General features: G+C 34.4%; 24 protein-coding genes. 20 read left to right on the forward strand and 4 right to left on the reverse strand.

The genetic code is table 11. From position 1 onward, the window contains the following. The 16 genes from pelF to MHI10_RS09895 all read left to right on the forward strand — a co-directional run bounded on the left by pelF (position 1) and on the right by MHI10_RS09895 (position 17,159). On the forward strand, positions 1 to 1,419 hold the full coding sequence (gene pelF, locus MHI10_RS09820) for a GT4 family glycosyltransferase PelF (protein ID WP_340785053.1): 1,419 nt from the start codon (positions 1 to 3) through the stop codon (positions 1,417 to 1,419). Beyond that, positions 1,420 to 4,521, forward strand: a complete 3,102-nt coding sequence (gene pelG, locus MHI10_RS09825; protein ID WP_340785054.1) for an exopolysaccharide Pel transporter PelG — start codon at positions 1,420 to 1,422, stop codon at positions 4,519 to 4,521. Between the two features lie 81 nt (positions 4,522 to 4,602). After that, positions 4,603 to 6,291 carry a CotH kinase family protein gene (locus MHI10_RS09830; RefSeq protein WP_340785056.1) on the forward strand — a complete coding sequence of 563 codons (1,689 nt, stop codon included), beginning with the start codon at positions 4,603 to 4,605 and terminating at the stop codon, positions 6,289 to 6,291. 2 nt (positions 6,292 to 6,293) lie between these two features. Further along, the gene (locus MHI10_RS09835; RefSeq protein WP_340785057.1) at positions 6,294 to 7,004 is read left to right on the forward strand and encodes a polyphosphate polymerase domain-containing protein; all 711 of its coding nucleotides are present in this window, start codon (positions 6,294 to 6,296) and stop codon (positions 7,002 to 7,004) included. Positions 7,005 to 7,053: 49 nt separating this feature from the next. Continuing rightward, positions 7,054 to 7,734, forward strand: coding sequence for a DUF4956 domain-containing protein (locus MHI10_RS09840; RefSeq protein ID WP_340785058.1), 681 nt, complete (start codon positions 7,054 to 7,056; stop codon positions 7,732 to 7,734). Between the two features lie 128 nt (positions 7,735 to 7,862). Next, entirely contained in the window at positions 7,863 to 8,177 is a 315-nt protein-coding gene (locus MHI10_RS09845) for an ArsR/SmtB family transcription factor (RefSeq protein WP_340785060.1), read from the forward strand. Positions 8,178 to 8,180: 3 nt separating this feature from the next. Then, positions 8,181 to 9,476 (forward strand): arsenic transporter, encoded by a 1,296-nt coding sequence (locus tag MHI10_RS09850; RefSeq protein ID WP_340785061.1) that lies wholly within the window; start codon positions 8,181 to 8,183, stop codon positions 9,474 to 9,476. Between the two features lie 260 nt (positions 9,477 to 9,736). Then, complete coding sequence (locus MHI10_RS09855; RefSeq protein ID WP_340785062.1) at positions 9,737 to 10,273, forward strand: D-glycero-alpha-D-manno-heptose-1,7-bisphosphate 7-phosphatase; 537 nt, start codon at positions 9,737 to 9,739, stop codon at positions 10,271 to 10,273. A gap of 85 nt (positions 10,274 to 10,358) precedes the next feature. Beyond that, entirely contained in the window at positions 10,359 to 10,700 is a 342-nt protein-coding gene (locus MHI10_RS09860) for a hypothetical protein (protein WP_340785064.1), read from the forward strand. A gap of 308 nt (positions 10,701 to 11,008) precedes the next feature. Continuing rightward, positions 11,009 to 11,743 carry a DUF3800 domain-containing protein gene (locus MHI10_RS09865; RefSeq protein ID WP_340785066.1) on the forward strand — a complete coding sequence of 245 codons (735 nt, stop codon included), beginning with the start codon at positions 11,009 to 11,011 and terminating at the stop codon, positions 11,741 to 11,743. 379 nt (positions 11,744 to 12,122) lie between these two features. Beyond that, on the forward strand, positions 12,123 to 12,773 hold the full coding sequence (locus MHI10_RS09870; protein ID WP_340785068.1) for a Type 1 glutamine amidotransferase-like domain-containing protein: 651 nt from the start codon (positions 12,123 to 12,125) through the stop codon (positions 12,771 to 12,773). A 141-nt stretch (positions 12,774 to 12,914) separates the two neighbouring features. Continuing rightward, a complete protein-coding gene (locus tag MHI10_RS09875; protein ID WP_340785070.1) occupies positions 12,915 to 13,697 on the forward strand; it encodes a nucleotidyltransferase domain-containing protein in 783 nt (260 codons plus the stop codon). Between the two features lie 98 nt (positions 13,698 to 13,795). Then, the gene (locus MHI10_RS09880; RefSeq protein WP_340785072.1) at positions 13,796 to 14,758 is read left to right on the forward strand and encodes a helix-turn-helix transcriptional regulator; all 963 of its coding nucleotides are present in this window, start codon (positions 13,796 to 13,798) and stop codon (positions 14,756 to 14,758) included. 75 nt (positions 14,759 to 14,833) lie between these two features. Continuing rightward, positions 14,834 to 15,466: a type 1 glutamine amidotransferase family protein gene (locus MHI10_RS09885; RefSeq protein WP_340785074.1), complete on the forward strand. Its 633-nt coding sequence runs from the start codon at positions 14,834 to 14,836 to the stop codon at positions 15,464 to 15,466. A 511-nt stretch (positions 15,467 to 15,977) separates the two neighbouring features. Continuing rightward, positions 15,978 to 16,868, forward strand: a complete 891-nt coding sequence (locus tag MHI10_RS09890; protein ID WP_340785076.1) for an acyl-ACP desaturase — start codon at positions 15,978 to 15,980, stop codon at positions 16,866 to 16,868. Between the two features lie 30 nt (positions 16,869 to 16,898). After that, on the forward strand, positions 16,899 to 17,159 hold the full coding sequence (locus tag MHI10_RS09895) for a hypothetical protein (protein WP_340785077.1): 261 nt from the start codon (positions 16,899 to 16,901) through the stop codon (positions 17,157 to 17,159). A gap of 571 nt (positions 17,160 to 17,730) precedes the next feature. Here the strand turns inward: MHI10_RS09895 and MHI10_RS09900 are convergent. The 4 genes from MHI10_RS09900 to MHI10_RS09915 form a co-directional block, all read right to left on the reverse strand. Further along, positions 17,731 to 17,928, reverse strand: coding sequence for a hypothetical protein (locus MHI10_RS09900; RefSeq protein WP_340785079.1), 198 nt, complete (start codon positions 17,926 to 17,928; stop codon positions 17,731 to 17,733). A 19-nt stretch (positions 17,929 to 17,947) separates the two neighbouring features. Then, positions 17,948 to 18,751, reverse strand: a complete 804-nt coding sequence (locus MHI10_RS09905) for a CPBP family intramembrane glutamic endopeptidase (protein WP_340785081.1) — start codon at positions 18,749 to 18,751, stop codon at positions 17,948 to 17,950. 109 nt (positions 18,752 to 18,860) lie between these two features. After that, positions 18,861 to 19,655 carry a MerR family transcriptional regulator gene (locus MHI10_RS09910; protein WP_340785082.1) on the reverse strand — a complete coding sequence of 265 codons (795 nt, stop codon included), beginning with the start codon at positions 19,653 to 19,655 and terminating at the stop codon, positions 18,861 to 18,863. A gap of 78 nt (positions 19,656 to 19,733) precedes the next feature. Then, entirely contained in the window at positions 19,734 to 21,410 is a 1,677-nt protein-coding gene (locus MHI10_RS09915) for a methyl-accepting chemotaxis protein (RefSeq protein WP_340785084.1), read from the reverse strand. Positions 21,411 to 22,282: 872 nt separating this feature from the next. On the opposite strand from MHI10_RS09915, the gene MHI10_RS09920 reads away from it, so the two are divergent. From MHI10_RS09920 to MHI10_RS09935, 4 genes are all read left to right on the forward strand, one after another. Next, positions 22,283 to 22,627 (forward strand): DUF485 domain-containing protein, encoded by a 345-nt coding sequence (locus MHI10_RS09920; protein ID WP_340785086.1) that lies wholly within the window; start codon positions 22,283 to 22,285, stop codon positions 22,625 to 22,627. Beyond that, positions 22,624 to 24,174, forward strand: coding sequence for a solute symporter family protein (locus MHI10_RS09925; RefSeq protein ID WP_340785088.1), 1,551 nt, complete (start codon positions 22,624 to 22,626; stop codon positions 24,172 to 24,174). Before MHI10_RS09920 ends, MHI10_RS09925 begins: the two co-directional genes overlap by 4 nt. A 505-nt stretch (positions 24,175 to 24,679) precedes the next feature. Further along, the gene (locus tag MHI10_RS09930) at positions 24,680 to 25,000 is read left to right on the forward strand and encodes a DUF485 domain-containing protein (RefSeq protein WP_340785090.1); all 321 of its coding nucleotides are present in this window, start codon (positions 24,680 to 24,682) and stop codon (positions 24,998 to 25,000) included. Positions 25,001 to 25,002: 2 nt separating this feature from the next. Further along, the gene (locus MHI10_RS09935) at positions 25,003 to 26,556 is read left to right on the forward strand and encodes a solute symporter family protein (RefSeq protein WP_340785092.1); all 1,554 of its coding nucleotides are present in this window, start codon (positions 25,003 to 25,005) and stop codon (positions 26,554 to 26,556) included. The last annotated feature ends 67 nt before the right edge of the window (positions 26,557 to 26,623 follow it).

Consider the following 26,623-nt stretch of genomic DNA (forward strand, 5'->3'; position numbering starts at 1 on the left):
ATGAGAATTTGTTTAATCGCAGAAGGCTCTTACCCCTACGTAACGGGTGGTGTATCTAGTTGGATTCATAGTTTAATGCATGCAATGCCAGAACATGAATTTATCATTTATGCTATTGCAGCTGAACGTAAGCAACAAGGGCAATTTAAATATGCACTGCCAACAAACGTAATTGAAGTACACGAATTTTTTTTAGACGATCATATATATGAAGAAGCTAAGTGGGGGAAACGTTATCATTTAACGGATGTTCAAAGAAATAGCTTAATTTCATTAGTAAATGGTTCGAATAATGTAGATTGGGCTGCGTTATTCCAACTGATTAGAAGTAATCAATTCACGAATGTGGGTGAATTTTTATCGAGCAAGGATTATTACGAGCTTGTGGAACATTTAGCGAAAACAAAATATACGCATGTTCCATTTACAGAATTATTTTGGACTGTAAGCTCTATGATTTTACCTTTATTCATGCTGTTGCGCGGTGATGTTCCAAAGGCAGACATATATCACGCGGTTTCTACGGGATATGCTGGGGTAGTGGGTGCTCTTGCGAAAATCATTTATGATAAGCCGCTTATTTTAACGGAACATGGGATCTATTCAAGAGAGCGAGAAGAAGAAATTATTAAAGCCAATTGGGTAAAGGGTTATTTCAAAGATTTATGGATTAATTATTTTTACACATTATCTCATTCTATTTATTCATTAGCAGACGAAATCATTACATTGTTTGGTCGTAATAAGGAAATTCAAGTGGAACTCGGTTGCGAACCAGAGCGCATACGAATTATACCGAATGGCATTGATATCCATGATTATAATCAAGTCGTACGAACGGTCAAAGACGATACAATAAGGATTGGTGCAATTGTCCGTCTTGTTCCGATTAAGGATATTAAAATGATGATTCAAGCATTTGCATTAGTGGAACAACAATTGTCAAATGTTGAATTGTTTATTATGGGACCAGCTGAAGAAAACGAGGAATATTATGAAGAATGCCTGCAGCTCGTGCAACTGTTAAATATTCGAAATATTAAATTTACAGGAATGGTCAATATTAAAGAGTATTTAGGCGATATGGACTTTCTGTTACTTTCAAGTATTAGTGAAGGACAACCATTAGCGATTTTAGAAGGCTTTGCATGTAGTAAGCCGTTTATTTCAACGAATGTAGGGAGCTGTCGAGAATTGATAGAAGGGCGTCTAGATGATCATTTTGGGCCTGCTGGATTTATCGTACCCGTTATGCATTATGAGGAGATGGCGAATTACATGGTGAAGCTCTGTTTAGATGAACCACTACGACTTGAGATGGGGAAAAATGGTTTTAACCGTGTTGCATGTGATTACACTCGCCAAGCATTTATAACGAGTTACAAAGAAATATATAGAACGTTAGGGGCGGTGATGTAAATGGCTGGAATCGGTTTTGAACTGCGAAAGTTGTATAGAGAACAGGGACTCGCTCAAAATATGAAAGCGTACGGCTACTCAACGATGACGACAGTTGGTCCTATGATTCTCTGTTTAATACTCGTCTTCGCCCAGCAACTGATGATGCGAGAAAATAATAGTACGTTCTTACAAAATGAATTATTTATAGCGACGATTGCTTATAGCTTCGTATTTTCAGTTATCGTTACTTCGGGTTTGTCGATGCTCGTAACAAGATTCATCGCAGATAAAATATATGATCGCAAATACGAGCAAATTATTACGGCGTATTACGGGAGTTTACTCGTAATTATACCGATTAGTGCCATTATTGCAGCGGTGTTTTTATGGGGCGTGAATGAGCATATAGGCTATAAAATTGTCGCGTATATTTATTTTATTGAGCTAATTGTTATTTGGATGCAAAATGTTTTCTTATCTGCATTGAAGGATTATAAGCGGATATTTAGAGGATTTGTCATTGCCGTATTACTTTCTGTTGTGACGAGCTTTTTATTGTTTTATTTCACGTCATGGGATCCAGTTATCATTGCACTGCTCGGGATGAATATTGGCTTTGCAAGCATTATTATATTGTCGGCTCTCCATTTTGAACATGTATTTCCACGCAATGAAAAGCGCGATTATTTTCAATTTTTGCGGATGGTAAAAACGTATCCAGGAGCTTTATTTATAGGGGCATTCGTATATTCGGGTGTATATATCCACAATATTATTTATTGGGTATTTGCAGATAACAATACGCAAGTTTCCAATCAGTTTTTACTGATGCCACTTTATGATGTCGCCGTATTTTATGCTTATTTAACCGTTTTACCATCTTTAATATTCTTTGTTGTCATAATCGAAACGGATTTTTATGAGAAATTTTTAAATTACTATAAAAATGTTCTTGATGGGGGAACTTATGAGAGTATTCAACAAGCAAAACAGCGATTGCAAAAAGTAATCATTCATAAAACCGGTTTTTTAGCGGAAATTCAATTACTTTTTACAACACTATCGATTGCACTTGGCATTTTATTTTTACCAAGAATGGGATTCTCCATGGAACAATTAGACTTATTTATTATTTTATGTTTCGCGTATTTCTTTTTTATTATGATGTTTTTATTACTTCATTTACTTATGTATTTCGACGATCGAAAAGGACTGTTAGCAATAAGTGGGACTTTCATCATTTTGAATGCCATTTTATCGTATATTACAATGGAATTTAATTTGCACGGAATGGGCATGTTTATTGCGTCGTTTATTGGACTTTGTCTAACATTTTTCCGCTTGAATTATATTTCAGAAAATATCGATTACGTTACTTTCTGTCCACAACCATTATTAACGATTGGATCTAAAAAGAAATTAGGTGAAACTTTGAGCAAAAAATCTACAACACTCATGTCACTGTTATTGCTTACATTAGTATTGGCTGGGTGTAACGATAAATTAACGACCGAAAAGATAGAACGAAATTCAGGTCAACCTACAACCTCAATGATGAACAGTATTCAAATTGATGATAAAAGACTTTATGAACGGGATCAAGATGATTCTATCAAAACACTTTATATAACGGTTTTACCTAATGAAAAAAAGCCTGAACTTGATTGGTATGGGTTAAATCGAATTACAGAACGGTATAGCGAAGAAAAGTTAGACATTATCGTTTCTGAAGGTGAGCCAAACGGTGCTGGACCGAAATCGGGGATGTTCGGGGCAAATGAAGCAAATGCGAATGCTAAAATTAGTATTCGCGGGAACTCAGCTCGAAAACAGCCTCAAAAATCATACAAAATTAAGTTGATGGATAGCGCGGGAACTTGGAATGATCAGAGAACGATCAATTTAAATAAACATGTTTCAGATGGAAGTCGACTATTAAATAAGTTAAGTTTCGACTTGATGGAGCCGATACCGAATATTTCAAGTTTACGCACGCAGTTTATTCACCTTTACGTAAAGGACGCAACAGCTGGATCAACAAGCTATGTCGATTATGGACTGTATACACAAATGGAACAACCAAATAAGCAGTTTTTACGAAATCATCTTTTTGATCCAAATGGTTATTTGTATAAAGTAACTTTTTTCGAATTTAATCGATATCCAGATAAAATTCGCTCTAGTACGGATGAAAAATATGATAAAAAAGCATTTGAATCGATTTTAGAAATAAAAGGGCGCGAAGAACATGAAAAGTTAATTCAAATGTTAGAAGATGTGAATGATTATAGTTTACCGATTAATGAAGTAATCGAACATCATTTTGATGAAGAAAATCTTCTAACGTGGACAGCGATAAACATTTTAATGGACAATATGGATACAGATGCGAATAACTTTTTCCTCTACTCACCTTTAAATTTAGATACGTGGCTCATCTTACCATGGGATTATGATGATGGTTGGGATGCTGGACGTAGCCAAAATTTTGTCAGACCCTATCAATCAGGTATTAGTAATTTTTGGGGAAATCGTTTATTGAATCGATATTTTAGAGCACAGGAAAATGTTGATAAATTAACAGCTAAATTGGAAGAATTACATGCAACGTATATTAATGAGACAACTGCACAGGAACAGTTAGATTTATATGTACCTTTAGTTAAACCGTATGTTCAAAGATATCCTGACAATCAATATTTACCGATTGTTAGTAAAGACTATGATCAAGTAGTAAAAAATATTATACAGACTCCTAAAAATGCACTAGAACGTTACTATGAAGATCTTGAAAAACCAAAACCTTTCTATATGTCACAAGAGATACCAAGTGAAGGGAATGAACATGTCTTCGGTTGGGAAGTATCTTTTGATTTGCAAGGGGACGATCTCTATTATGATGTAGCGATTGCGCGTGACCCAGAAATGCAGCAAGTCATTCATTCAGAAAAAGGCTTGCGTATGAATGAATTTCGTATACCGAAATTAAATAAAGGGGTTTATTATTGGAAAGTCACAGTGACAGATGCACAAGGAAATACTCAAACTTCATTCGAAATGTATAAGGATGAAGAAACAAACATTTATCATTTTGGCATCCTACGATTTGAGGTAGAATAATAAATTTCGATAGTAGTAATCATTGTTTACTGTTCACTGTTATTACTAACGATTGGATTTAAACTGAAATTAGGTGGAAATTTGAGCAAAAAATCTGCAATATTAACGACTTTTATATTATTCACATTAATTATTGTTGGATGCAAAGAAAAATCATCGAATGAAGAGGTAGAACTAAGTTTGGGACAACCAATACCATTAACGGACAATCGTGTTCAAATTGATGACAAAAGGCTCTATGAACGTGATCAGGATGATTCCATAAAAACACTATATGTAACCGTTTTACCTAATGAAAAAACGCCCGATTTTGACTGGTACGGTTTAAATAGAATCACAGAACGATATAGTGATGAAAAATTAGATATTATCGTTTCAGAAGGCGAGCCAAATCGTGCAGGACCAAAAGCAGGCATGTTTGGAGCAGATGAAACAAAAGCGAATGCTAAAATTAGCATTCGAGGGAATTCATCGCGTAATAAAACCCAAAAGTCATACAAAATTAAGTTGATGGATAGTGTGGGAACTTGGAATGATCAAAGAACGATTAATTTAAATAAACATGTTTCAGATGGAAGTCGTTTATTAAATAAATTAAGCTTCGATTTGATGGAACCAATTCCGAATATTTCAAGTTTGCGGACTCAATTCGTTCACCTTTATGTAAAAGATTCAACTCGTGGGGCAACGAGTTATGATGATTACGGATTGTATACCCATACAGAACAACCAAATAAGCAGTTTTTACGAAATCATCTTTTTGATCCGAATGGCTATTTGTATAAAGTAACCTTTTTTGAATTTAACCGATACCCTGATCAAATACGCGCACATACAGATGTTAAGTATGAAAAAGAAGTATTTGAATCTATTTTGGAAATTAAAGGGCGAGAAGAGCATGATAAATTAATTTCAATGCTGGATGATGTCAATGATTACAGCATCCCTATTGATGAAGTGGTAAAACGTCATTTTGATGAAGAAAATTTGCTAACGTGGACAGCGATTAACATTTTAATGGACAATATGGATACAGATGCTAATAATTTCTTCCTCTATTCACCTTTAAATTTAGATACATGGCTCATTTTACCTTGGGATTATGATGGTGGTTGGGATTTACAACGTAGCAGGGAATATGTGAGACCTTATCAAGCCGGGATCAGTAACTACTGGTCGAACCGGTTATTAAATCGTTATTTCCGAAAACAAGAAAATATCGATAAATTAACAGCTAAGTTGGAAGAGTTAAACGCAATGTATATTAACGAAAAAACGATAAAAAAGCAATTAGATTTATATGTACCTTTAATTAAACCATATGTACAACGCTCACCTGATAATCAATATTTGCCAATTATAGGTGAACATTACGATCGTATATTAGGGGGTATTATTGATACACCTAAAAATTCTTTAGTACGGTACTATGAAGACCTTGAAAAACCAAAACCATTTTTTATGTCAGAAAAGATTCCATTAGAGGGTAATCAACATGTCTTTGGATGGGAAATATCCTTTGATTTACAGGGGGATGATCTTTACTATGATGTGAAGATTGCACGTGATCCTAACATGCAGCAAGTGCTTTATTTAGAAAAGGGCATGCGAATGAATGAATATCGCGTTCCAAAATTAGATAAAGGTATTTATTATTGGGAAGTTACCGTAACAGATTCACAAGGAAACAAACAAACTTCTTTCGAGCTATATAGAGATGATGAAACAGACACTAATCATTTTGGTGTCCTACAATTTGAGGTGGAGTAATAATGGCTTTTGAAAATAAACACTTTCGACATGAACTAAAATATTATATTACGTATTTTGAAATGATTGCACTTCGAAAAAAGGTTTCTAGTTTTTTATCATTAGATAAGAATGCTTTGAGTCCCGAAGGCTATAATATTCGAAGTTTGTACTTTGATGGAATACATGATCATAGTACTTACGATAAAAATGACGGTATATTTGCACGTGAAAAATATCGAATTCGTATTTATAACGAAAATGACGCGATTATTAAACTAGAAAGAAAAAGTAAATATGGTGATTATATTAATAAAGAAGCAGTGCCATTAACACGTGGGGACTATGATGCGATTTTACACGGAGACTATGATTGTTTAAAAGAGCGGACAGAAACACTCACTCAAGATTTTTACCGTGCATTAGCGTTCCGGAGATTTCAACCTCGTGTCATTGTAGATTACATACGTGAGGCGTATATATATGAGTTAGGGAATGTCCGTATCACATTTGATAAAGAATTACGCGCGGGCATTAATGGCGTCGACTTATTTGACAAAAATATTGTGTATCAAGAAATTCTTTATCCAGAACAAGTGATATTAGAAGTAAAATACGATGATTTCTTACCAGATGTTATTCGGCAACTATTACAGCCAGAGCGGTTAACGCGTTCGGCTATTTCGAAATATGTCCTTTGTCGGGAAAGAACAATCCAATATTTTAAACTATAAAGACAGGGTGTATATTACATGATAAAGCAGTTACTAAAGGAGTCTAATTATGAATGATCAATTGAATTTCCAAAATATTATAAAAAAGAGTGTACTCGGGTTAGATTCTTTTACTAGTGTTTCATATATAGAAATCATTTTCGGATTACTATGTTCATTCGGTATCGGTATGTTTATTTACTGGGTGTATAAGCGTTGTTTCCGAGGGGTTGTCTATAGCTACAACTATAACGTGTCCTTCGTTTTGATGACGATGATTACGACACTTATTATTATGACCATCAGCACAAATATCGTCCTATCTCTAGGGATGGTTGGAGCTCTGAGTATTGTTCGTTTCCGTACAGCGGTAAAAGATCCATTAGATATCGTGTATATGTTTTGGTCGATTGCAGCAGGTATTGCCATTGGTGCGCAAATGTATCCTCTAGCAATAATGGGCTCATTAGCATTCGGTGCAACATTAGCATGGTTATCGAAGAAAAAAGTGCGCGGCGAAACGTACTTATTAATTCTCCAACATAATGAAGATGCTGGGGAAGAGGTGCGTAAAATATTACAAAAATTAAATACAAAGCTCAAATCAAAAACAATTCGAAACGGTTTTATTGAAATGACGGTCGAAATTCGATTAGTTGATGATAATACGGGGTTCATGAATAGTTTAAACAATATAGAAGGTGTGCATTCTTGTTCACTTGTAAACTATACAGGGGATTATGCACAATAAATAGTAAAGCACTTCCACATACGTTTCTCCAGCGTATAGGGAAGTGCTTTTTGTATATTTATTATTGCAAAAATCATTGTCACTATATAATATAAGTATATCGTTATATAGTGATGGAGGTTTTGAAGATGGAAATTGAATTAATCGAAAAGCAATTAAAGGCTGTGGCGGATGCCAATCGATTAAAAATACTCGCTTGTTTAAAGAAGGGCGAGGTATGTGTGTGTGACTTCACGGATGTATTGGGTATTTCTCAACCAGCAGTGAGTCAGCATTTACGTAAATTAAAAGAGGCAGGGATCATTACAGAACGTAAAGTCGGGACTTGGAAGCATTATCGCATCCAAGAGAATCAAACAACGATAATGCAAGGGATAATTGCTTCCATTAATGAAGAGTGGACATGTGGTTGTAAAATTGATCGTGAATGTGTGGGGGACTAAAAATTGAATCTATTTGTAATAGCGGCACTTATTTTTATTGTGACACTTATTTTTGTTATATGGCAGCCTAAAGGACTGAACATCGGATGGTCTGCGATGGCCGGCGCTTTGATTGCGTTACTTGTAGGTGTTGTTGATTTTAATGATGTCGGTACAGTTATTGATATTACGTGGAATGCGACATTATCATTTATTGCGATTATTTTAATTTCGCTTGTGTTAGATGAAATCGGTCTTTTTGAATGGGCAGCCTTACGTATGGCGCGGATTGCAAAGGGAAGTGGTATTAAAATGTTTGTCTATGTCAGCTTGCTTGGCGCAGGTGTTGCAGCCTTATTTGCGAATGACGGGGCAGCCTTGATTTTAACACCAATCGTTCTTGCAATGGTACGTAATTTGCAATTTAGTGAAAAAATGATTTTCCCGTTCATTATGGCGAGCGGTTTTATTGCCGATACGACGAGTTTGCCTTTTGTTGTGAGTAACTTAGTGAATATCGTCTCAGCGGACTTTTTTGATATTGGGTTCGTTGAATATGCCACGCGTATGATCATTCCGAATTTATTCTCACTTGTGGCAACGATTGTTGTGTTACTCATTTACTTCAACAAGGCGATTCCACGTGAATATAATGAATTGATGCTAAAGGAGCCACGTCTAGCCATTAAAGACATGAAAATGTTTAAGATGTCTTGGTTTGTCCTAGCTATTTTAGTTGTTGGGTATTTCTCAAGTGAATTTATTGGTGTGCCTGTTTCACTCGTTGCAGGTCTTGTCGCGATTTTCTTCTTAATCATGGCACGTCAAAGCGCGGTCGTTGATACAAAAGCAGTAGTGAAGGGGGCGCCTTGGAATATCGTGTTCTTCTCAATTGGGATGTACGTCGTCGTATATGGTCTTGGCAATGCGGGATTAACGCCGGCACTTGCAAGTGTTATTGAGTGGACAGCAGAGCAAGGATTATTTGTGGCAACAGTCGGTATGGGCTTTATTGCAGCCTTTCTTTCATCAATTATGAACAATATGCCAACTGTGATGGTTAACGCATTAGCAATTGCTGAAACATCTACAAATGGCACATTACGTGAAGCGCTCATTTATGCGAATGTCATTGGTTCTGACTTAGGACCAAAAATTACACCAATCGGATCACTTGCAACACTTGTTTGGTTGTATGTACTGTCCCAAAAAGGTGTAAAAATCTCCTGGGGAACTTACTTTAAAACGGGAATCGTGTTAACGGTGCCGATTTTAATCTTTACGTTAATAGGGCTTTACATTACATTAATAATTTTTTAAACAAACTAATGTTAGTATGTGTTTTCTGTTTCCCTGTGCTACGGGATAAAAGAGATTTAAGAAGGAGCTATTAATATGCTTGTAAGAGAAAAACTAGAAAATAATCAAGTTCTTGTCTACATATATATGATTCTAAATATTCTGCTACGCGAGAAATAAAATAAATCCTGGAAATTAGTGGACACCTTAAATAGGACTGCTTAAAACCGATAATTTTTAACATAATAAAAGTAATATTAAAAATTAAAGGTGTGATGAGATTGAAAAGAGCAGTTTTTTTAGATCGAGATGGAGTAATAAATGAAGTACTAACTGATCGAGTAAAATTTGTAAATGAACCGAATCAATTTTATTTTTTACCTGGTGTAGAGGAAGCAATTAAAAGTTTAAATGAGTATTTTGATTATGTATTTGTTGTAACAAATCAAGGTGGAATTGGATTAGGTTATATGAAGGAAAAGCAGTTACATATAATTCATGACTATATGGTGGCTGAACTGGAGAAAGAGGGAGCAACGATTCATGAGGTTGCCTATTGTCCACATAAACCAAAGGCTGGGTGTGAATGTAGAAAACCAAATAGCAAAATGGTTTTAGATTTAGGAGAAAAACACAAAATTGATCTTGAAAAATCATATATGGTTGGAGATACTGATACGGATATTCAGGCAGGTAAAAAAGCAGGTACAAGAACGGTTTTTATTGGTGAGAGTGATCCATTAGCAAATGCAGTATGTCCAAATTTAAAAGAGGCAGCACAATGGATTATTAGTGATATTAAAAATGATAAGAAATAGTTGTTGATGGATAAGAACAATCTCAGTTGGATAAAATATTTGTGAACATAAAAAGTTCAAATTTCAAGGATTGGGAGGACTAAATATGTCATCTGAAATGGGAGAAATACATCGTACAGGTCGAGACATTAACGACGAAATAGTACATTTTGGTGGGCAAGCTGAGAGTGTTTTTAGTTCATTAGCTGAACAAGGTCGACTTTCAATACAAAAGAAAGCAGACGAATTAGCTGCACAGTATTTTGAAAGTAATCCTAATCAAGATTATTATGATTGTGTTAAAATTGTAGCAGAGGGAGTTTTGACAGCAGGGAACGAAATAAAGGCTAGCAGTGGTTCTTGGGATGAATCAGTAGATGCAGCGCTTGCTGCTGGTGTTGGAGTTCCAGCAGCAAAAATAGCTTGTAAAAGAATAACGATGTCTTAACATTAATTTTTGAGAAAGCATAGGCGTAAAAGGCTTATGCTTTTTGATATTTAATGAAAATTACATGGAAGAAATCAGAACAGCATTATCTATGGCTGGTATGAAGCCACCTTATGTCTTAATGCCTCATTCTGTGTCCGGAGTTTATAGCGAATCGCTGCAGCTAAATCAACAGGGCCAGCACCTAGGATTGCAACAGGATAAGCCTTATTTAATTGAAAAGCCCAGCTTTATTGCGAAATAATTTACATATACAGCCTATCTTCTAGTAAACTTAATAGTAAAAGAATGCTAAAGAGGAGAACGAGATGTATATATATTTAGATGATTCTGGAGTGATAAATGCTCAAGGAGGAAAATTTTATGTTTGGGCAGGTTTCTCTATAAAATCAGGATATAAAAAGTTAGCACAATTATTAGATCCTGTCTTTGCAGAAATTAAAGCAGAACAACTGGTACATAACTTAAAAATTTTAGAAGCAAAAGGGAATATAGCAACGCATGAACAAAGAAAAAAGGTTTTTGAAGTTTTAGCAAATTGGGATGATCTAAGAATTTGTTACATTGCTGTTGATAAATCGCTTCTAAATGACTCACATCGTGTTTTTAACAGAGATTGGAGTGGCAGACATAGGGAACAAACTGAAAATTATTTTATAGGTAAGGTAGTGAGCAGACTGGCAGAACCCATACCAAATGATACAAGTAAAAGCATTATTTTAACGATAGATGGCCAACCTAAAAGAGCAAGTGAATCTACTATTCGGCTCCATGAATACTTATCATTAAGAATTAATTATCCAAAATGGAAGAAAGACGATTATTGGAATAATTTTAATATCAAGTACGATCAACAATTAAATCATTCATTATTGCAAGCAGCAGATTTTATCGCTAGTTTTACAAACGAATACTATGCATATATGGAATATACAAGCAAAAGGGATTCTAAAAAAATCGTATCTTACTACGAATTATGGGATATATTAAATCCAAAAATATACCATAAAATAATTGAATTAAAAAATACCTCAAAGTTGTAAGAAATGATTCATATCTTGAAAAGTATTACATAATATATTATAATGAGTACCAAAGATAATCGAATAAATCCAGTTTACCTAAATGTCTAATAATGCATTTAACTTATTAGCATTGGTATAGGGTAGGTAATTATCTTTTGTATTCAGAAGAGTATTTAAGATAAAATCTTTTATTTTCAGTTTCTAGGAATAAAACCAGTGAGAAGTAATGTAATTTCCATCTGTTTTAGGAAATACATCTTTGAAAGGTACCTAGTAAACACAAAGAAAGACAGTATTATGTACTGTCTTTTTTTGTGTTTAAATATATTGTCTTATAAAAAGTTTGAACAACTAAACTTTTTATAAGACATATTTATACTTTGCTACGGGGGGACTTATGAAAATTCATTATTATTTAGGTTGGTTTAACAAATTTTTTCCGGAGAATCTGGGCAAGGTATTACAGGAGGATATAACTGATAGAAAATCACTTGTCATGATTAGCTCAAATCCATCAATCTATGAGGCAGATGGCGCCGCTGAACGCTCGTGGCTTGACCAGACCGGTATTATATTTGATGAATATCATTTAATTAATTATCGCGTACAGAAAGAAGATGCCCAAACGTTAATTCAAAATGCTTCAGTCATTTTCTTGTTAGGTGGAAGCATTCTTAATTTAAATGGTTTCTTAATAGATTATGAATTGTCGAAGTTGATTAAAAAAAGCAGCGCCGTTGTGATGGGAGCTAGCGCGGGTGCCATCAATATGTCTGCTAAATGGCTATGCTCGAAGAACTTTGGAGATGAAACAAACTCTGTTTACAATGGAATCGGACTTGACAATTTTTCCGTCCTATCTCATTTTGACCTTGAAAATAACATGGCATTGGTACAGGACGAACTGTCTCCTTTATCGGAAGAAATTAATATATATGCGTCAAACAAAGATTGCGCTGTACGAGTAAAGGGAGGAAAAGTCGATATTTTAGGCAATGTGTATTTAATCTCTCACTCAAAAATTCAAAAATTGGAGGAGACGCTTTAGTTGTGATGTTTTGTTTAAATTTAGTGAAGGAAAACTACACAAAATAGGAATATTTCTTCGATAAAAAGAAGCGGCTTTTATTTTTACTATAGGGTCAAATAATTGATGACGTTATAATACTTAAAAAAAGGAGGGAGTAATTTGCAGTTTCCCACAAGAATAAATGTAGATAATGACGGATATATTTTGAACAAAATTACGTTAAATAAAATTGATAGTGTATACGAAGGACTTCTTAGTCAAGTTCTTGATATTTTAAAAAGATGTGCAGGGGAGAAATTACATAGCGTTTATATCTATGGAAGTGTGGGTCGAGGCGAGGCTGTATTAGGTACTTCAGATATTGATTTATCAGTAATTTTGACATCATCATTCTCTTCTCAAGAAATGGCACATCTAGATGATGAAACAAAAATGTTTATTCGTGACAATCCAATCGTGCCAAAAGTAGATTACGATATAGGAGTTACAGCAGATCTATTTAAAGAAGATAGCCAATATTATTGGGGATTTTGGTTGAGACACGTCTGTACTTGTATTTATGGAGAGGATTTGTCTGTACACTTTCCTAAAATGAAGCCAAATGTTCATATCTGTAAGGCGTTAAATGAAGATCTTATCGACACACTCACAAGTTATCGTGAAGTAATTTTGAAAAAGGAAGCTAGCCAAGGGACATTATTATCAATTTTAAAACGTATTGTAAGAGGAGCTTATTGCTATGTAGCTGAAAGAGATAAAAGTTGGTCTACAAATATTCTAGAAAATCTTATAATTCTTCAGCATTATTTCCCTAGAGAAGAATATTTTAAAGAAATCGAGTGTGTATTTCTTCAACAAAAGGTCCCAACCTTGGATGATGTAATAAATTACATTGATTATTTTCTTAATTGGTTTAATGAAAATACCATTGAAGGTGAATAGAGAAAGAGAATTGAAATCGCTGTAGATCCACAAATTAAAGAGCAGTTAACGAATGTAACGTATATTAGAAAATAAATTTAATATAGGGGTAGATTTATATGGCCAAAATGGACAATATGTTGGCGATTTTATGGTTGCTTCGTTCAGGTGAAAAAATTACCGCAAAACAAATTTCAGAAAGGTTAGAGATGAATATAAGGACTGTGTATCGTTATATTGATACAATTTCAGCAAGTGGCGTACCTATAATTTCAGAACCAGGACATAACGGTGGATACACTTTAATGAACAATTTTATTGAAGCGCCTCTTTTTTTCGATTTTGAGGAGAAAACTTCACTATTTCACGCTGCTGTGTTTGCAGAAGAAGCCGGATATTATGGTGGTGAAGCACTAAATAGGGCCATTTCAAAACTAAGTAAATACTCAAATCAAGAGCAGGAAATAAAGATAAACCAACAATTAGCTAGTCTTGAAGTAATAAGCCGATTAAGTTCACTCTCTATAGACCCTTTTTTGAAGGAGTTGGAGCAGGCCGTAGCTGACGGGAACTCAGTAAAAATTCATTACCGTAAAAGTGGTGAAAAGCAATTAAATGATCGATTGGTCGATCCATACAGAATTATCTATTGGAATAATAAGTGGTATATGATTGGATTTTGCCATCTTAGAAATGATAACCGTAGTTTTAGAGTTGATCGAATTGAAAATCTAATATTAACCGAAAATAAGTTTAACCAGCCAGAAAATTTTTCAGCAAGTGACTTTTTTATAAAAAATCTTCTTCCAACGATAGAAGATAAGGAAGGGATTATTGCTTTAGTTATTAATGGGGATAAAAACGTAATAGCTGATATTTGCCAACATTGGTTTTTAGGACATTATTTACAAGAACGGACGTCAAATCAAGCAATTTTTCTTCTTGAAAAAGATGTGATCCATACATATGTGCCTTACTTACTTTTACCATATAATAAATCGATTAAAGTGATTGAGCCAATAAGCCTTAAGAAAAGACTTGTTGAAGTTCTGTCGGAATTAATAGAATTTCATCAAATTTGATAACTTCACTGACGCTATCTGTCAGGGGAGCAATGTTATAGTTGGATCTATCAAATGTGATTGGAGTGCTATTGGATGCAAACGAAAAAAGTTTTTTTATATGTATTTAATACAATGTCGGACTGGGAATATGGATATTTAATTGCTGAACTAAACTCAGGAAGGTATTTTAAAAAAGGTTTAGCACCTTTAAAAGTAGTTACAGTAGGAGCTAATTATGAAATGATTACTACTATGGGAGGTCTAAGTATAAAACCAGATATATCCCTTGATGAATGTGTTCTTGAAAGTAAAGATCTTTTAATTTTACCAGGAGGGACTACTTGGAGCGAAGAAATTCATCAACCTATCTTAGAAAGGATTGATCATGCTTTAAAGCGCGGCACTATTGTTGCTGCAATTTGTGGTGCAACGGATGCCCTCGCGAATATGGGATACTTAGATACTAGAAAGCATACAAGTAATAACTTAGAATATACTAAAATGGTATGTCCAAATTATAAAGGGGAAAAGTTCTATGTGATGGGATCTGCGGTATGTGATACGAATTTAATTACTGCATCAGGAATAGCTCCTTTGGAATTTGCGATGGAAGTATTGAAAAAATTAGATGTATTTGAACTAGATACATTGCATTCATGGTATAACTTAAATAAGACTCATAATCCTGAATATTTCTTCGAGTTAATGAGTTCAATAAATAAATAAATAAAGTAACTGATAAGCTCAATTTCTCTATTTTGATTTGTAGAGAAGTTGGGCTTTTTAGTTTGGAATTTGCTTATCGTTGTAAATCCGCATTTTCCTGACGCTATCAACTGTATATCGCAAACCAATATTGAGCTTATGAGCCACTTTACACTATCTTTCTTTTTCAGAAGCGCATCTTGGCTTTATTTGGAGTGTCGGGCTGTATACCCTTATGTTAGCGTTAATTCCTTTTTTAAGCGGATTAATTATACGCAATCTTTTTAAAGGGAAGAATTTTAAACTTTCATTGAACATGGTTAAGGTTATTTCGTCTAAATATTTTGATAGCAATAAAAATACTATTCTTGACTATGTATTTTTTAGGGTGGTTTGAAATGATTCTAGCTACAACTTTAACAATATGAAACATTCGACTAACCAATATTGATAATGATTTAGAGGAAAAAATCGCAATAGTGTGATAGAATAATATTGATTTAAAAATTGTAAATATAAGGGGAAAATTATTATGCTAAATTCGGATTTAGACATGCGTTTAGAGCCACGCATTAAGGAATTATATGAATTACATAAGCTGCGTGCCGCCAATATTGACTGGAGTTATCACGAGTTTATACCTTGGGACAAGGCGATGTCATTTAAACGAGTGCCATGGGATGAGAGTCAAGTTACTCTTCCTGAAGGGGTCATTATTGCCATTGAGACAGCATTGCTGACAGAGGTAAATTTACCTTGGTACACAACGCATTTAGATTACACGTTTAAAAATTCAATGGATGTAATTAGCGATTTTGTTCGTACATGGACATCTGAAGAGGATCAGCACTCGAGCTTGCTGGAAACGTATTTATTAGTAACAAGAAATGTAAACCCTGCAAGATTACATGCATTAAGAAAACGAGTAGTAGAAACGGGCTGGTTCCCGGAATTTACAAATCCATTAGCAACGATGGCTTATACATCGTTACAAGAGTTAGCGACACTTGTTTTCTACAATAATGTAGCAAGAATAGCAGGTCCACATGATCCAGATTTAGCGACATTACTTCGACGTTTAGCAAAGGATGAGGCGCTCCATTATGCATTTTACCGTGATACAGTGAAAGCGCATCTTGAACTTGATCCGAATTTTATTGTATTTTTTGAAAAGGTTATTATTAATTTTTCGATGCCAGGCGTTGTTATGCCTGACTTTGAAGATCGTATGAAAACCATTGCAATCGAGGCAAATTATGGACCGTTACAATTCTTTGACCAAGTGTTAGATGTTGTGGTGAAATATTGGGATATTGCAAATTTACAACCTACAACGGAAGAGGCTATTGCAGCAAAAAACAATATTTTAAAATATCATGGGCGTTTAAAGAGATTAAAAGACCGTGCCGAAGCGAGAAAATAAAAGTCAAATCAATGAAAGGATTTTTATATTATGCAAACAACATGTGAATTATGCAATAAAGAAACAAATGATAAAGTTAGCTATTTAGAGTTAGAAACATGGGAATTTGATTTTTTAAAGAAAGAACAAAAAGATTTTTACACAATTTGTTATGCTTGTTTTGATAAGCATACGGACTATTTTATCGATCAAGAAACAGATTTGGCATTACGAAAACAACGAGCACTATCAGTAGACAAAGACATACAAGCAGAAATTGAAGCGATTCTTGATTTGGAGATTATTGACTGAAAAATTAAACTAATGTGAATAGCACGATTGAATTGTCATTTGCAACGGGGGATTAAGATTCTTTTGACGGATACATTTTTACAGTAAGGTTATTTAGCGACGATGGAAGTTTAAACGAAGCGTATTCGAGATTTTTTTGAATACGCTTTTATAGTAGTGAAAATTGTGTTCTAAAGAGCAGTGTGGTGTACTCTTTATGTAGTTTATATTTGGGGACACGGTCATAATATATATTATAGGAAGTTACATCTCATTGGATAAGTATACTTTAAATAGTGAGACAAAATGAAAATTTAAAGGATTTGGGATTAAATTTCAACCCCTTTAAAAAACTTTGGATAATATTGCTCCAAAGTTTTATATATTATTAAGATTTTTACTCATAATTATGTGATTCCATATCCAGCATTCGCATCTTAAGGAATTCATCTTCAAATTTCAATTGGTTTGTAGCAATGCTTAAAGATGCATTCAAACGCTTTATCAATGCAAATTGACCGCTTGATCAAACATCATTGCCATCTTACTTTAAAACTTGCACCGCGCCTTTACTTGGTTAACCATATTGATATTAAGCAATATTCTCATCAAATCGATCTGCGATTGTCATAATCTCATCAAAATCCAATTCTTCATCGATAAGTGCTTCTTTCAAAGGAATTGTCCCAACGTCATTTTTACGAGCCAACATGACTTCTTGCATATGGGTATCATAAAGCACATCTATTTGCTCTTTTGCACGAATTTCATTATCAAACATTACTGTCACCTACCTTACCCATTACAATTTATTCTACATACTTTCCATACAATACATTTTTGGGATTTATAATGATAATTAAAACCGCGACTACTAAGTAAAAAATTGCGTTATACATGATTAAATCGATTAAGTTTCCGTTGATTATGCCAATAAAAAAATTGAAAAATTGGTGGATGATGATCGGAATGATTAAATTTTGATTTAAGTTATAAAAGGCTGTCATAACAATCTTAGTAGACATGATTGCTAGCATAAAGAATAGGATGTATTTGATTAAATCTCTTCCTACAAGGCCTGTAGTAAACCATATAGGTAGATGCCAAATCCCCCACCAAAAGCCAATGATTATCGAAGCAATTAATGGTGAATGTTTCTTTTGAAGTTCAATTTGAGCGAAACCTCTCCATCCTAGTTCTTCACCTATTGGTCCAGAAAGTAGGTTTTTAAAAAAGAAATAGATCAACATGCCCCATGAAGAAACCGTAAAAGTAGAGTCTACTTCACTATTATTAGTAACAATGAGCAAAATCATAAAAAATATAAAAGTCTGAATCATAACCGCCGTCAAAATAACAGAGAGCTTAAGTTTTTTCTCAAATTTCCCTTTTACAAATGGAATAAAACGCTGCCCTGGATAGATTTTTTTAAACAATAATACAAAAGCAAATGTTGATGACCAAGCTGCTATACAAAATGTTACATCACTAATCCATGTTGGAAACCCTAACATGGATGTTGCTCCTACAAGTAAAAAAAGCGGTAAAAAAATAATATTCGTTAGTAAAATAAAACTTGCTACTGGTTTTTTTAGTTTCTTTTCTCTATTCATGTACAATCCCCGCTTCAAGCTAAATATTTAATAAATATAACAATGCGTATACTTACTAATACTTTCAGCTTAAACCTAGGAGTTACTCACAGGTCAATACATGACTATGTTATTTTATAGGTGCATAAATTTCTAAAAATACACGTTCAAGTCCATCTTCATAAGTGGTAAGTAATAGATTAATATGAACGAGTCCAAAAAGTTCATATCCTTTTTCCAGTGCAATATTTCTTAAGCTGGCTTCTACGTTATGATCAATATTTTCCCCACCAGTTGACCATCTACCATTTTCAATAACTGTATAAATACATTTAGGATAGTAGAGGATTTCCCCTTCAATATCTTTATCAAAGTGTTCAAGTTTTCTTCCAATGATAAACTTTTCTTCTATAATCCCTTCTTCATTAAAGCGTATAATTCTACTTAAAGATGTTAGAGTAACTGCCTTTTTTAAGCTGTCGTTTTTCTTTTTTAGGATGTCATATTCATCATACGCAGTAAAATGTTCTATTTCCCCTTTTATTTCTAAAGGTTTCATTTCTTTTATTGTATAAATACCTAAAAAATGTTTAACTTTTTCGCAATCTTCTTTTACGAGCCGGATCTTTTTTAAAAGTAGTTTTTTATATTCTATTTCCTCTAAAACTTCTTGTTCTTTTTCTTCTAACAATGATTTTATGCCGTCTATGCTCTTACTTTTTCTTAGTTCTTGGATTTTTTTTATTTCAATATCAATTTCTCTATAAAAATTCACTGTTGTTAAATCATATATATCAAAATGATTATATTTTCTATAGCCATTCTCTATATGTTGCTCTGGCTTGACTAATTCCTTTTCTTCATAAAATTTCAACGTATCTCTAGACATACCTAAAAATTTTGCGACTTGTCCAATTGTATACATTCTATTCTCCTCTAACTCGTATATTTTAAATTCAAATAAAAAACCAGAGTGATAGTTCCTCGTCACTCTGGTTGTTCGTTAATATTTAAAGCTATGAATCGATTCCTGCAATTCAATCGCCATTTGTGATAAATGAGTAGATGCTGCTGCGACTTCTTCCATCGCGGCATTTTGTTCTTCAGATGCTGCAGCAACACTTTGAATATGATCGTTTGAATCAACGGAAATTTCATTAATATCATTAATTTCAGTAACTAGTTTTTTCACATCTTCTGCGATGACACGGATTGCCTGCGTTACGTTGGACGTTTGATCCTGCACATGATTAATGGCCGTATCAATTTGTAGGAAAGTTTCGCGTGTAACCGCCACTTTTTCTTTACCGGCTTCAACCGATTGATCATTATGCATAATATCTTCTTCAATAATACGTGTGCTTTCTAAAATGTCTGCTACGATGTGCTCGATTTCAACAGCTGCGACATTCGAATTGTCGGCAAGTTTACGTACTTCATCAGCTACGACTGCAAAGCCCTTCCCTGCCTCCCCCGCGCGTGCAGCTTCGATCGACGCATTTAACGCTAATAAATTCGTTTGCTCAGCAATTGTTTTAATCACTTGAATGGCCGTTGAAATTTTTGCAGTATTATTATTTAATTCTTCGACACGTGTATTTAATGCGGATGTATTGTCATCAATGATATCCATCTGCTCGATGACATTGCGAACAGATTGGCGCCCTTCTGAAGCCATTTGCTTGGAATAAAGGGAAGATTCATTTACTTCATCAATACTTGTGGAAATATCATCTACTTTTCTCATTAAATGATCTGAAAAGCGTTTTGCGTCACTCGTCATTTGTTGCTGGTCAGCCATCCCTACTGCAATATCAGAAATGGACTCTGTTACGACCTCGGTTGCATGTGTCACTTCTAAACTACTTGCTGTTAGTTGCTCAGATGTACCGGCAACTTGTTCAGAGGAGCTCCCTACTTGTTCCACCGTATCTCCTAGCTTTTGCGCCATGTTATTAAAGGAATCCGCTAATTGACCGAATTCATCTTTCGCTTTTACATGTAAACGTGTTGTTAAATCGCCATGTGAGAACTTTTGCATCCCTTTCATAACAGCTTGCATATTAAGTGCGATACGACGTGCAAACACTGTTGAAATGATAAAGCTTGTAACAAGCGCGATTAGTGCTAACACAGCTACTTGAATCATACTCGCTTTACTAAGTGAATAGAAATCGGTAATAACCGTTTGTGTCTCCTCGTTTATACTTGTTGCTAATGATTTCGCATACACGACTAACTCCAGAGAACCAGCGCCTAAAACCGGTTTGGCTATTTTTTGTGCTTGTTCAAGTTCGCCACGTTCAATCGTTGGAATGATTTCATTATCAATGGCATTTTCCCATGCCGTTAATTTTGACTCAAATTCTTGAAAATCTTCATTTGTCCCAGCTGCTTTTAAATTTCCCACTTGTTCATTTAATGTAGCGCGAATTTCATAATGGTTGGCTCTCATACTATCGTCTATATACAGCATATAGCCTCGGATCGCTGCATTCGCACGGACTGCTTGGAACGCAATGTCATTATACATTTCTACTAATTTTGTATCTTGCTCGATTTGCTCAAGTTTTTCGGTATTATTATTAATAATGTAAATACTTAACCCTGAGATTAGCATTAAAAATAGGAGGATAACCCCGAAAGAAAGTTGGAGCTTTAATTTCACGTTTAGCTTCATTTTATTTCCTCATTTCACAAATTCTATATAACCTCCCATGAGTATTCCATAGTTTAAAAGGTAGGTCAATTGTTCCTCTACTATATAGGATAAATATTCTAGAAATTGTTCGGAAATAATTCGCTACCATTTATTGAAAATCAAATTAATTAGCCTAAAATAGTTGCTTCAAAATAAAGTCGCCCTTTTGTTTTGATGTTTTTTTGATTATAACTCTCAAAATTTACGGGTTTTTACTTTCTGTAAATCAAATTTTTATTATTTTTGTATAAGTGTCTTTTTTGACTTAGCATTTCTCTATCATCTTATAAAAAAATGAAAATCCAAAATTTTAGTCTTCTCTAATTTTTGTTTAGAACTTTTTGAATTCATTATGAATGTTAACCTAAGTTCGTTTCGTTCATATGACAGCAACTGACGAACCTCCATCCACATAGACCGCGCTAAAAAAATCTTTTACTGTTAAAACAAGTTCAATAAATTTTATTAATTAAAAAATAGCAAAAAAATATTATTCCTTAGATTGTTATATAACAATAAGACCTACATTTCAAAAATAGACCTATTTCGTTATTTTAAAGTAACGAAATATTATATTCTGCTTAATGTATTTAATTTACTAGGAAAAATGTAAATTCGATAATAAATAACATTTAGCATAATATTTGAATAGTAAAAACAAGGAAATCTATATGTAAATTTTATGAAAAGTGCTTGTTAATTCTATGTATTAAAGAGTTTGTTGATTTTGAGTTTTCTGAAAAATGTTATTGCATAATAGAGAATTCCCTATTACAATATGGTTTATCGACGTGATATTAAAGTAATATTGCGTTTAGAACAGAATAATAATCCTTAAGGGGGAAATTACAATGGTGGATGAAAAACAAAGAAAATCCAAAAAACACGATAATATTAACTATGATGTTATAGATCGTATGGATAGTTTCAATGCATTTGTAAAGAAGAAAAACACGTTATTGTTCGGTATTACTGCAACATTTTTAACATTTTACATTTTGTTACCGATTTTAGCGTTCACTTCTGTATTACAACAACAAGCGATTGGTACAATTACATGGGTATGGGTTTATTCTCTTGCTCTATTTATTATGACGATTGTGCTTTGCATGATTTACGTTAAAATGGCTGGGAAATTTGATAAAGAAGCAGCCGCAGTTTTAGAAGAGTATAAAAAGGCAGGTGTGGCACGATGAATTTAGTATCAGCAGGATTTTTCTTAGGTATTGTAGGTTTAACTTTAATCGTTACGTACATAGCGGCAAAACGTACTTCTTCAGCAAGTGACTTTTACACAGCGGGTGGCGGATTAAAAGGATGGCAAAATGGTTTTGCTATTGCGGGTGACTATTTATCAGCTGCAGCGTTTTTAGGGGTATCCGGTGCGATTGCTCTAACGGGTTTTGATGGGTTCTTCTTCTCTGTTGGTTATGTTGTAGCAAACTTAGTTCTATTATATATGATCGCAGAGCCAATGCGTAACTTAGGTCGATTCACTTTAGCGGATATGTTAACAGCTCGCTTTAATGAAAAGCGTATTCGTGGTGTTGCGGCAACTGGAACGATTATTATCGTTATTTTATACATGATCGCACAGCTTGTTGGTGCCGGTGCGTTAATTAAACTTCTATTTGGTATTGACTATTGGTTGGCAGTATTAATAGTAGGTGTCATGATGACGACTTACGTATTATTCGGAGGTATGACGGCTACTTCATGGGTACAGATCATTAAAGCCGGCTTACTCTTATTTGGTACATTCTTATTAGCAATTTTAGTATTGAATAAATTTAACTTTAATTTAATGACGATGTTTAATACGATTAGTGATAATTATGGGGATCAATACTTGGTTCCAGGAATGAAATATAGTTCAAGTATCGACTCGGTTTCAATGATGATGGCATTAGTATTAGGTACATCAGGGTTACCACATATTTTAATGCGTTTCTTCACAGTTAAAGATGCAAAAACAGCACGTTCTTCTATTTCATGGACAACTTGGATTACGGCGATCTTCTTCTCTTTAACGATCTTCTTAGGTTTTGGTGCAATGCACTTCGTAGGATTTGATGCGATTATTGCGGAAAATGCTGCTGGAAATACAGCTGCCCCATTATTAGCAGAGTTTTTAGGTGGGAATGTTTTATTATCATTCATCTGTGCGGTTGCTTTTGCGACGATTTTAGCAGTTGTTTCAGGATTAGTATTAACAGGTGCTTCTGCTATTTCACATGATATTTATGGGGAAATTTTGAATGATGGTAAATTAACAGAGAAGCAGCAAGTGTTAGCTGCGCGTATTGGATCAATTTCAATTGCGATTATTTCTATTATTCTTGCGTTATTCGCGCAAAACTTAAATGTATCATTCTTAGTGTCATTTGCGTTCTGTATCGGTGCATCGGCGAACTTACCAGTTATTTTGTACACAATCTATTGGAAGAAGTTCAATGCAAACGGTGCGGTTGCTGCGATGGTAACAGGTCTTGTATCTTGTTTAGTGTTAGGTGCAATGGGTCCAAATATTTGGAGTCCAACAGGTAATGCGATTTTCGTTGGAGACCCACTTGTAAACTTATCAGTACCTGCTATTATTACAATTCCACTGAGCTTCTTTGCAGGCTATTTAGGAACGGTATTAACTGCGCATAAAGTAGAAAAAGAGGAAGCAGAACGTATTTATCAAGAAATTCGAGTAAAAGCGCATACAGGTGTTTCTGTTCAAGATGTATCACATTAATAAAGTATGAAGAGAAAAAGTAGGGATTACTCCCCTACTTTTTCTCTTTTTTGTGGGGAAAAGTGTGGATGATTTTGCAGGTTTTTATAGAAAATTTGCTCGGTTTATTGTGTAAAACATAAAAAAAGTCGATTTTTTAGTGAAGTGTGAAAGATAATAATTCAAAACAAAACACTTTTTAAATATTATGATTATGAAAAAAGTGAATTCTATTTTTAGGTTACTATTTTCTCGGTAAAACATATATTTCGTTTGTCAAACTATTTAGAAACGTTGGTAATTCAACGTTTTTAGGGAGTATTCATTTTGATGATATTTAATTTTAGCTTAAATTCACTCTTATTTTCTCTCTTAAACTTGTTTTTGTAAAATTTTTTTTAAAATAATTTGTCAGAAAAGTATTGCAATTTTGTGACAGCTAAAATAGAATGAAAATGTAAAATGCTTGAAAGTAGAATTTTACAAACATAGAGCAGTGAATTTTATCACAATTGGGGGAATGTTTATGGGGAAAAATCAACCGCGAAAAATTGATTATGACAAAATCGCATCGCAAGAATCTTTTAAGGCGCTTACTAAGCGTAAAAGTGGTTTCCTTTGGTCGGTGACAGCGTTTTTCTTAGCAGCATACATGCTGTTACCAATCCTAACGTCGTACACAGATATTTTGCATAAAAAAGCGATCGGGGAAATTACATGGGTTTGGGTTTACTCAGCAGGATTGTTTATTATGACTTGGGTATTAGCTCACTTCTATGTAGCGAAAGCCAATCGTTTTGACAAAGATGCGAAAGCAATTATCGCAGAATATGAAGGGGGTCGCTAATTATGAACGATTTAAGTTTCACAGCGATATTCTTCTTCGTAGCTATCGTAGGTTTAACATTAGTCATTACTTGGTGGGCATCTAAACGTACATCAAGTGCAAGTGACTTCTATACAGCAGGTGGAGGCTTAACAGGCTGGCAAAATGGTCTAGCAATCTCGGGTGACTACTTATCAGCTGCATCATTCTTAGGGATTGCGGGTTCGATTGCTTTATTCGGATTTGACGGTTTCTTCTTCTCTCTAGGATATTTAGTAGCTTACTTAGTGGTACTTTACATCGTAGCAGAGCCACTACGTAACTTAGGCCGCTTCACATTAGCGGATATGATTACAGCACGTTTTGACAAAGCAAAAGTTCGTGGAACAGCTGCTTTATCAACAATTACAATCGTATTATTTTACATGATCGCACAGCTTGTTGGTGCGGGTGGTCTTATCCAATTATTATTAGGTATTGAGTACTGGGCTGCAGTATTACTTGTAGGTGTCATGATGACAATCTATGTATTATTCGGCGGTATGACAGCAACTTCATGGGTACAAATTGTAAAAGCTGTCCTATTAATGTTAGGTACAATCATTATTTCATTCCTAGTATTAGCGAAATTCAATTTCAGTCTTTTAACAATGTTTGCTGAAATGGCAACAGTAACAGAGCATGGTTCTGCTTACTTAAACCCAGGCTTACGTTACACTGATGGTATTGATACAATCTCAATGTTAATCGCTTTAGTACTTGGTACTGCGGGTCTTCCACATATCTTAATGCGTTTCTTCACAGTAAAAGACGCAAAGACAGCTCGTTCTTCAGTTATTTGGGCTACTTGGATTGTAGGTGGATTCTACGTATTAACAATCTTCTTAGGCTTCGGTGCTGCGGCATTCGTTGGTAAAGAAGAAATTATTGCGGCGAACCCAGCTGGTAACATGGCCGCTCCATTATTAGCACGAGCACTTGGCGGAGAGATTTTATTCTCATTCGTATGTGCGGTAGCATTTGCGACAATTTTAGCGGTAGTAGCAGGTCTTGTACTTTCTGGTGCATCTGCCCTATCACATGATATTTACGGTCAAATTATTAAAAAAGGTAAAATCACTGAGAAAGAAGCAGTTAAGGCTGCTCGTATCGGTTCAATCGTTATTTCGATTGTATCTATCTTATTAGCATTAGGTGCACAAACATTAAACGTAGCGTTCTTAGTATCATTAGCGTTCTGTATTGCAGCTTCGTCAAACTTACCAGTAATCATCTACACGATTTACTGGAAACGTTTCAACACAAATGGTGCAGTAGCAGCAATGTTAACAGGATTAATCTCTGCATTAGTATTAGTAGCAGTTTCACCAAACGTTTGGAATCCAGTTGCAGGTAAAGCAATTTTCGTTGGTGAACCATTAATTATGTTAACAAACCCAGCGATTATCTCAGTACCTCTTGGCTTCTTAGGCGGTGTCATCGGAACGTTACTATCTAAAGAACAAGACGATGCGAAATACCGTGAAGTAGAAGTAAAAGCTCAAACTGGTATTTCTGTACAAGACGTATCGCACTAAAAAACAAAACCGCTCTCCCCTTCATTCATTTGAAGGCAGAGCGGTTTTTTCGTGCTGTCAAATGCAT

Source organism: Solibacillus sp. FSL K6-1523, assembly GCF_038005225.1.
GTDB lineage: Bacteria > Bacillota > Bacilli > Bacillales_A > Planococcaceae > Solibacillus.

What these genes read in the sequence shown, in the direction of transcription:
- pelF (WP_340785053.1), top strand. Translation starts at nt 1, where the DNA reads ATGAGAATTTGTTTAATCGCAGAAGGCTCTTACCCCTACGTAACGGGT.
- pelG (WP_340785054.1), top strand. Translation starts at nt 1,420, where the DNA reads ATGGCTGGAATCGGTTTTGAACTGCGAAAGTTGTATAGAGAACAGGGA.
- MHI10_RS09835 (WP_340785057.1), top strand. Translation starts at nt 6,294, where the DNA reads ATGGCTTTTGAAAATAAACACTTTCGACATGAACTAAAATATTATATT.
- MHI10_RS09840 (WP_340785058.1), top strand. Translation starts at nt 7,054, where the DNA reads ATGAATGATCAATTGAATTTCCAAAATATTATAAAAAAGAGTGTACTC.
- MHI10_RS09845 (WP_340785060.1), top strand. Translation starts at nt 7,863, where the DNA reads ATGGAAATTGAATTAATCGAAAAGCAATTAAAGGCTGTGGCGGATGCC.
- MHI10_RS09860 (WP_340785064.1), top strand. Translation starts at nt 10,359, where the DNA reads ATGTCATCTGAAATGGGAGAAATACATCGTACAGGTCGAGACATTAAC.
- MHI10_RS09865 (WP_340785066.1), top strand. Translation starts at nt 11,009, where the DNA reads ATGTATATATATTTAGATGATTCTGGAGTGATAAATGCTCAAGGAGGA.
- MHI10_RS09870 (WP_340785068.1), top strand. Translation starts at nt 12,123, where the DNA reads ATGAAAATTCATTATTATTTAGGTTGGTTTAACAAATTTTTTCCGGAG.
- MHI10_RS09880 (WP_340785072.1), top strand. Translation starts at nt 13,796, where the DNA reads ATGGCCAAAATGGACAATATGTTGGCGATTTTATGGTTGCTTCGTTCA.
- MHI10_RS09885 (WP_340785074.1), top strand. Translation starts at nt 14,834, where the DNA reads ATGCAAACGAAAAAAGTTTTTTTATATGTATTTAATACAATGTCGGAC.
- MHI10_RS09890 (WP_340785076.1), top strand. Translation starts at nt 15,978, where the DNA reads ATGCTAAATTCGGATTTAGACATGCGTTTAGAGCCACGCATTAAGGAA.
- MHI10_RS09895 (WP_340785077.1), top strand. Translation starts at nt 16,899, where the DNA reads ATGCAAACAACATGTGAATTATGCAATAAAGAAACAAATGATAAAGTT.
- MHI10_RS09905 (WP_340785081.1), bottom strand. Translation starts at nt 18,751, where the DNA reads ATGAATAGAGAAAAGAAACTAAAAAAACCAGTAGCAAGTTTTATTTTA.
- MHI10_RS09910 (WP_340785082.1), bottom strand. Translation starts at nt 19,655, where the DNA reads ATGTATACAATTGGACAAGTCGCAAAATTTTTAGGTATGTCTAGAGAT.
- MHI10_RS09915 (WP_340785084.1), bottom strand. Translation starts at nt 21,410, where the DNA reads ATGAAGCTAAACGTGAAATTAAAGCTCCAACTTTCTTTCGGGGTTATC.
- MHI10_RS09920 (WP_340785086.1), top strand. Translation starts at nt 22,283, where the DNA reads ATGGTGGATGAAAAACAAAGAAAATCCAAAAAACACGATAATATTAAC.
- MHI10_RS09925 (WP_340785088.1), top strand. Translation starts at nt 22,624, where the DNA reads ATGAATTTAGTATCAGCAGGATTTTTCTTAGGTATTGTAGGTTTAACT.
- MHI10_RS09930 (WP_340785090.1), top strand. Translation starts at nt 24,680, where the DNA reads ATGGGGAAAAATCAACCGCGAAAAATTGATTATGACAAAATCGCATCG.
- MHI10_RS09935 (WP_340785092.1), top strand. Translation starts at nt 25,003, where the DNA reads ATGAACGATTTAAGTTTCACAGCGATATTCTTCTTCGTAGCTATCGTA.